Origin of the sequence: Allobosea sp. 2KB_26 (assembly GCF_052115715.1) — a bacterium.
Taxonomy (GTDB): domain Bacteria; phylum Pseudomonadota; class Alphaproteobacteria; order Rhizobiales; family Beijerinckiaceae; genus Allobosea.
Map to the genome: position 1 here is coordinate 114,187 of NZ_JBFRHE010000014.1, position 7,135 is coordinate 121,321.

Consider the following 7,135-nt stretch of genomic DNA (forward strand, 5'->3'; position numbering starts at 1 on the left):
AACCGGCGCCGGCATGTGGACACTCCCGTCCGCATGTGCGGCGCCGTTTTTCGTGAAGAGGGGACGACAATGACCAAACTGGCATCGAGATCAACGATGCGTTCCGCGCTTGCCGCGGCCTTGCTGTTTCTGCCGCTGCAGTCGGTGCGTGCCCAGGACTCGGTCGTCTTCGCGGGCTTCGGCGGACAGTACCAGAGCAGCGTCCGCAAGGCGCTCTTCGACCCGGCGGGCGCGAAGCTCGGCGTAAGGGTGCGCGAGGAAAGCCATAGCGGCCTCGCGAGCGTCCGCGTCCAGGTCCAGTCCAGCAAGCCTGGCTGGGACATCGTGCAACTCGGGGAGGCCGACTGCGCGCGCGGACAGAACGAAGGCCTGTTCGTACTGCTCGACTACTCGCAGATCGACACCGGCGGCATCGCGCCGCAGGCGCGGGGCAGTTCCTATATCGGCAGCAACTACGTCTCCGTCGTCCTCGCCTGGCAGAAGGACAAGTACAAGGCCAAGCCTCCGCAGAGCTGGAAGGATTTCTGGAATCCGAAGGAGTTTCCGGGCCGCCGAGCCATGCATGTCTATCCGCAGGAGAGCATCGAGATCGCGCTCCTCGCCGACGGCGTCGACAAGGACAAGCTTTACCCGCTCGACGCCGACCGGGCCCTGGCCTCGCTCGCGAAGATCAAGCCGTCCATCGACGTGTTCTGGCAGTCGGGCGCGCAGGCCGCGCAACTGCTCAAGGACGGCGAGGTCGACATGATGGTGATCTGGGGCAGCCGCGTCGCCAGCGTCCTGGCCGACGGGGCGCCGGTCGAGTTCACCTACGACCAGGCTCTGCTGGGCTTCGGCTGCTTCGCCATCCCGAAAGGGGCGCCCAACGCCGCGGCGGCGCAGCGCATGATCGCGCAGATGGTCACGCCCGAGATCCAGGCGAACATCCCCGATCTCCTGCCCTATTACGGCCCGATCAACGAGCGCGCCTTCGAGGTCAAGACCTTCTCGGCTGAAGCGCTCGCGAAGGCAAATTCGTCTCCGCAGAACAAGACTCGCCAAGGTACGATCCAGCCGGGCTGGTGGGCCGGCAACATCGCAAAGGTGCAGGAGCGCTACCAGGCGCTGATCGCGAAGTGATCGGCCGGGCGATTTCCACATGAAGACGATTTTTCACTCCGATCAATACGGACACCACGTCCGCACCCGGCTCTCCGGCGGCAGCCTCGTTCCCGCACTCGAAATTCCCGATCGCGCGCGCGCGCTGCTTGCGGCCGCAGAGGAATGCACGGAAGCCGTCCTCGCGCCTGGGGCGGCCGACCTCGCTCTGATCCGGCGCGTCCACGACGCCGATTATCTCGACTTTCTCGCGACCGGCTTCTCCCGATGGAGCAAGCGTTTCCCCGGCAACGAGGAGTTGCGGCCGAGCCTGCATCCGAACGCCTATATGCGTCGGCGCCCGCAGGATCTCCTTGGGCAGGCGGGATACTACATCGCCGACGCGGCGAGCGTGCTGCTCGCCGACAGTTGGGCGGCGATCCTGGCGAGCGCCGCGACGGCGCTCGATGCGACACGCCTCGTGCTCGACGGCGACGGCGCCGCCTACGGGCTGTGCAGGCCGCCGGGCCATCATGCCTATCGCGACCAGGCCTGCGGCTACTGCTTCCTCAACAATGCGGCGCTGGCGGCGAGCAAGGCGCGCGACAGCGTCGACCGTGTCACGATCATCGACGTCGACGTCCATCACGGCAACGGCACGCAGTCGTTGTTCTACGAGCGCGACGACGTCCAGACCATCTCGATCCATGCGGATCCGGCGACAGTCTATCCGTTCTATGCCGGCTACGCCGACGAGATCGGCGCCGGGCGGGGCGAGGGGTTCAATCTCAACCTGCCGGTGCCTGAAGGCGCCGACGACGCGGTCTATCGCGATGCCGTGGGCCACGCGGTCTCGAAAGCGCGGGATTTCGCGCCGGATGTTCTCGTCATCGCGCTCGGCCTTGATCAGTCCCAGGCCGACCCCTTCGCCTGCACGGCGGTGACGACGGAGGGGTTCCGGCGCATGGGCGAGAGCCTGGCCGGCCTGCGCCGTCCCACCGTCATCATTCAGGAAGGAGGTTATCCCTCGCCGGTGCTGGGAGCCAATCTCGCGGCCTTCCTGACAGGATTTCAGGAGAGCATGGCGTGACGAAACCCGCTTCCTCGCTGGACGATGCGTTGCTGGCGCAGCTTCCTCAGTTCGGGCCCGACGAGCTTTCCGACGCGCTTCGGGAACGCTTTGGGATCGTCGGATCCTTCTCGCGTATCAGTGGAGAGCGCGATCTCAACATTCATGTCAGGACGGCGGACGCTCGCGACTACGTCTTCAAGGTTTCGGGCGACTCTGACACGCCTGAGGAACTCGCTTTTCAGAACGAGGCGCTGCTGCATCTGGAGCGGGTCGATCCGGGCCTACCCGTCCCCCGCGTCGTGCCTGCGCATGATGGGCATACCATCGTCGCACATGAACGAGGCGGGCGGCGCGCGCTGCTGCGCGTCCTGACCTATCTGCCCGGTGAACCGGTGCTCAACGGCATATTGTCCCCTGCGCAACGGACTCAGATTGGAGGGCTGGCGGCGCGTCTCGACCTCGCTCTGGCCGATTTCACCCATCCGGGCGCCGACAGGACCTTCATCTGGGATGTCGTTCACGCGGCCAGCCTGCGCGACAAGATCGCTTTTCTGGATACTGAGCTTCGGCGGAAACTGGCGGAGCGCGTACTGGACCGCTTCGTCGAGGTCGTCGTGCCGCGGCTGCCCGCCCTGCGTCGTCAGGTCATCCACAACGACCTCAACCAGAACAACCTTCTGACCAGGCTCGAGGACGGCGCCATCTCCGGCATCATCGATTTCGGTGACATGGTGCGTACCGTCCGTGTCGCCGAAGTCGCCATCGCCGCGGCGCATTTGCTCTATCGCAAGACCGACGTCCTCGGTGCGATGGCGCAGGTGGTGGGCGGCTATTCGCAAGTCCTGGAACTCGACGCCGACGAGATTGCCGTCATTTCGTCGCTCGTCCAGGCGCGTCTCGTCACGCGCGAGCTCGTCGTCGCCTGGCGCCGGCATGCCAACCCGGCCGCCACCACCTCCTATCGCGACGACGTCAGCCGCCTCGGCTGGGAAGCGCTGTCACGCTGCGACGCGCTGCCCGCGAACCAGATTTCCGATCACCTGGCCGCGACTGCGCGGTCAGGCCACCCTTGAAGTCCTCAAGCCAGCGAAAGACACGAAGATGTATGACACGCTCATGGAACGCCGCGCCCGTCTGCTTGGCCCGATGTACAAGCAGTTCTACCAGACCCCCTTCGCGCCGGTGCGCGGAGAGGGCGTCTGGGTGACCGACCACGCTGGGAAGCGCTATCTCGACGCCTACAACAACGTGCCGCATGTCGGCCATTGCCACCCCCGCGTCGTGGAGGCCGCGAGCCGTCAGATCGCAACCTTCAATTCCAACACCCGCTATCCCAGCGAGCTGATCGTCGACTATGCCGAGCGCCTTGCCGAGACGATGCCGGATCCGCTTAAGGTCTGCATGTTCGTCTGCTCGGGAACCGAGGCAAACGAACTGGCCTGGCGGATCGCCATGGCGAATTCCGGCGGCGACGGCGCGCTCGTCACAAAATCGGCATTCCATGGCAATTCGACCATCATCGGCGCGCTCGATTCCTCGACGCTTCCCGCCGAGCGCCTGCAGGACTGGGTCGCCACGGTGCCCGCGCCCGAGCATCGCGGCGTCGGAGATCGCACGCCGAAGCTGACGGCGTCTGCCTATACCGGCCAATATCGGCAGGCCATCGCCGGACTCGCCCACCGCGGTCACCGGCCGGCGGCCCTCTTCGCCTGCCCCGTCTTCGCCAGCGACGGCCTCTACAGTCCTCCCGCCGGCTATCTCGACGAGGCCATGGCGGAGGTCCGCAAGACGGGCGCTCTGATCATCTCCGACGAGGTGCAGTCGGCGCTGGGTCGCGCCGGCACTGATTTCTGGGGTTTCCAGCACGCCGGCATCGTGCCGGACATCGTCACAATGGCCAAGCCGATGGGTAACGGCCTGCCGCTGGCCGTCGTGGTGACCAGCCGCAAGCTGGTCGAGGGATTCCTGAAGACCGAGCGCTACTTCAACACCTTCGGCGGCAATCAGGTCGTCGCCGCCGCTGGTATCGCAGTGCTCGACGTGCTGCGCGACGAAAAGCTGCAGGAGAACGCATTGGAAATTGGTGCGTATCTGCGTCGGCGGCTAGCGCTCCTGATGGAAAGGGACGAGCGCATCGGTGACGTTCGCGGAACCGGCCTCTTCGTCGGTGTCGAGATGGTCAGGGATCGGGCGGGGAATGCGCCGGCGCCGGAGACCGCGCGCGCGGTCATCGAGGGGCTGCTGCTGCGTGGCGTCCTCGTCGGAATCACCGGCCGCGGCCGCAACCTGCTCAAGATTCGACCACCGATGATCTTCTCGCAGGAGAATGCCGATCAGCTGGTCGACACTCTGGAAAAAACGCTCGCCGCGACCCCGCGGTAAGCTCGTCGATCCGGGGCGGTGCCTGCCCGGCACTGTCCCGATCCGTCGTGACACAGATCCCAACAGGCGATGTGCCCCTGCGGCCTGAGCCTCTACTCTACGTGATGGTCCATGCCTGAAGCTTTCATCTGCGAGTACGTGCGCACGCCGATAGGCCGCTTCGGCGGCGCACTGGCATCGGTCCGGGCGGACGACCTCGGCGCCGAGCCGTTGAAGGCGCTGATCGCCCGCAGCGCGGGGCTCGACCCGGCCGCGATCGACGAGGTTATCTTCGGTTGTGCGAACCAGGCCGGCGAGGACAACCGCAATGTCGCGCGCATGGCGTTGCTGCTCGCTGGGTTGCCCGTCAGCGTGCCCGGCACGACGATCAACCGGCTGTGCGGATCGGGCATGGATGCGATCATCATGGCGGCGCGTTCGATCAAGGCCGGGGAGGCCGATCTCGTCATCGCCGGCGGGGTCGAGAGCATGAGCCGCGCGCCCTTCGTCATGCCGAAGGCCGAAAGTGCCTTCTCACGCAATGCCGAGATCTACGACACCACGATCGGATGGCGTTTCGTCAATCCGCGGATGAAAGCCCAGTCCGGCATCGACTCGATGCCGGAGACCGGTGAAAACGTCGCAGCCGAATACAAGGTCAGCCGGGAGGCTCAGGATGCCTTCGCCTTGCGTTCGCAGCAGAAGGCAGTTGCGGCACAGAACAATGGCCGCCTGGCCAGGGAGATCGTGCCGGTGCTGATCCCTCAGCGGAAGGGCGATCCGATCCGCTTCGAGATCGACGAACATCCGCGCGGCGACACGACGCTGGAGAAGCTCGCCAGGCTGCCAACCCCGTTCAGGAAAGAGGGCGGCACCGTCACGGCCGGAAACGCCTCCGGCGTCAATGACGGCGCTGCGGCCCTGATCATCGCGTCGGAGGCGATGCGCCGGCATGGCCTGACACCGCTGGCCCGCATCGTCGCGGGAGCGACCGCAGGCGTGCCGCCGCGCATCATGGGCATCGGCCCGGCGCCGGCGACACGGCGGCTATGCGAACGGACCGGCCTCATGCCGGCCGATTTCGACGTGATCGAACTGAACGAAGCTTTTGCCAGCCAAGGGATCGCTGTGCTGCGCGAACTCGGCATCCCGGAAGAGGCCGATTTCGTCAATCCGAATGGCGGCGCGATCGCGCTCGGTCATCCGCTCGGCATGTCGGGTGCGCGCATCACCGGGACAGCGGCACTCGAACTCGCGCTGACCGGCAAGCGCCGCGCCCTCGCCACGATGTGCATTGGCGTCGGGCAGGGCATCGCGGTCGCGCTTGAACGGGCCTGAACGCATTTCATTTGGGCCGTTTGTTTATGCCGGACCGCCGCTCCGCTGCGGGGCCGGCCAGGTGCCAGGTCAAGAGCAAGGCAGGTAGGAACACGATGGCAGACAAGATCTACGACAGCCCGGCGGCTGCGCTCGAAGGGGTCCTGTTCGATGGGATGACGATCATGTCGGGCGGCTTCGGCCTGTCGGGCAATCCCGAGAGCCTGATCCCGGAGATACGCGATTCCGGCGTGAAGAACTTGACGGTGATCTCGAACAATGCCGGGGCTGACGGCTTTGGCCTATGGATGTTGCTGCAGACCAGGCAAATCGCGAAGATGATCGCGTCCTATGTCGGCGAGAACAAGCTCTTCGAGCAGCAGTATCTTTCAGGCGAACTGGAGCTCGAACTCAATCCGCAAGGGACGCTGGCCGAGCGCATCCGGGCGGGAGGAGCGGGCATCCCGGCCTTCTATACCAGAACCGGCGTCGGCACAGTCGTTGCCGAAGGCAAGCCGGTCGAAGAATTCGAGGGACAGCTCTATGTCCGCGAAACCTGGTTGAGGGCAGACCTGGCGATCATCAAGGCCTGGAAGGCCGATACCGCCGGCAATCTCGTCTTCCGCCGCACTGCGCGCAACTTCAACCCGAACATGGCGACGGCCGCCAAGGTGACGGTGGTCGAGGTCGAGGAGATCGTCGCAGCCGGCAATCTCGATCCAGAGGCCATCCACACGCCGGGTATCTATGTCGACCGGATCGTCACCAGCACAATCAACGAGAAGCGGATCGAGAAGCTGACTGTCCGCAAGAGGGAGGCCGTCTGATGCCCTGGACCCGCGAAGAGATGGCTGCCCGCGCCGCGTGCGAGCTGCAGGACGGCTTCTACGTCAATCTCGGCATCGGCATTCCGACGCTGGTGGCAAACTACATCCCCGCCGGCATCAACGTGACGCTGCAATCCGAGAATGGCATGCTCGGCATGGGACCTTTCCCATTCGAGGGGGAGGCGGATCCCGATCTGATCAATGCCGGAAAGCAGACGATCACATTGCTGGCCGAAACCAGCTTCTTCTCCTCGGCCGACTCGTTCGCGATGATCCGCGGCGGCCATATCGACCTGACTATTCTCGGCGCGATGGAGGTGGCAGCCAATGGTGACATCGCCAACTGGACCATCCCCGGCAAGATGGTGAAGGGCATGGGCGGCGCCATGGACCTGGTCGCGGGCGTCAAGAAGGTCGTCGTCGTGATGGAACATGCCAACAAGCATGGCGATCCAAAAATCCTCGAACGCTGCACCTTGCC

General features: G+C 65.2%; 7 protein-coding genes. All 7 read left to right on the forward strand.

The genetic code is table 11. From position 1 onward, the window contains the following. Positions 1-96 precede the first annotated feature (96 nt). The gene (locus AB4099_RS27820; RefSeq protein WP_441480454.1) at positions 97-1,119 is read left to right on the forward strand and encodes an ABC transporter substrate-binding protein; all 1,023 of its coding nucleotides are present in this window, start codon (positions 97-99) and stop codon (positions 1,117-1,119) included. Between the two features lie 19 nt (positions 1,120-1,138). After that, complete coding sequence (locus AB4099_RS27825; RefSeq protein WP_441480455.1) at positions 1,139-2,167, forward strand: histone deacetylase family protein; 1,029 nt, start codon at positions 1,139-1,141, stop codon at positions 2,165-2,167. Then, positions 2,164-3,222, forward strand: a complete 1,059-nt coding sequence (locus tag AB4099_RS27830; protein WP_441480456.1) for a phosphotransferase — start codon at positions 2,164-2,166, stop codon at positions 3,220-3,222. The genes AB4099_RS27825 and AB4099_RS27830 overlap by 4 nt, the downstream gene beginning before the upstream one ends. 28 nt (positions 3,223-3,250) lie before the next feature. After that, positions 3,251-4,531, forward strand: coding sequence for an aspartate aminotransferase family protein (locus tag AB4099_RS27835; protein ID WP_441480457.1), 1,281 nt, complete (start codon positions 3,251-3,253; stop codon positions 4,529-4,531). 111 nt (positions 4,532-4,642) lie between these two features. Next, positions 4,643-5,848 carry a 3-oxoadipyl-CoA thiolase gene (gene pcaF / locus AB4099_RS27840; RefSeq protein WP_441480458.1) on the forward strand — a complete coding sequence of 402 codons (1,206 nt, stop codon included), beginning with the start codon at positions 4,643-4,645 and terminating at the stop codon, positions 5,846-5,848. 95 nt (positions 5,849-5,943) lie between these two features. Next, a complete protein-coding gene (locus AB4099_RS27845; RefSeq protein WP_441480459.1) occupies positions 5,944-6,654 on the forward strand; it encodes a CoA transferase subunit A in 711 nt (236 codons plus the stop codon). Continuing rightward, the coding region (locus tag AB4099_RS27850) for a 3-oxoacid CoA-transferase subunit B (RefSeq protein WP_441480460.1) at positions 6,654-7,135 on the forward strand (482 nt) is incomplete at its 3' end. The genes AB4099_RS27845 and AB4099_RS27850, both read left to right, overlap by 1 nt.

What these genes read in the sequence shown, in the direction of transcription:
- AB4099_RS27820 (WP_441480454.1), top strand. Translation starts at nt 97, where the DNA reads ATGCGTTCCGCGCTTGCCGCGGCCTTGCTGTTTCTGCCGCTGCAGTCG.
- AB4099_RS27825 (WP_441480455.1), top strand. Translation starts at nt 1,139, where the DNA reads ATGAAGACGATTTTTCACTCCGATCAATACGGACACCACGTCCGCACC.
- AB4099_RS27835 (WP_441480457.1), top strand. Translation starts at nt 3,251, where the DNA reads ATGTATGACACGCTCATGGAACGCCGCGCCCGTCTGCTTGGCCCGATG.
- pcaF (WP_441480458.1), top strand. Translation starts at nt 4,643, where the DNA reads ATGCCTGAAGCTTTCATCTGCGAGTACGTGCGCACGCCGATAGGCCGC.
- AB4099_RS27845 (WP_441480459.1), top strand. Translation starts at nt 5,944, where the DNA reads ATGGCAGACAAGATCTACGACAGCCCGGCGGCTGCGCTCGAAGGGGTC.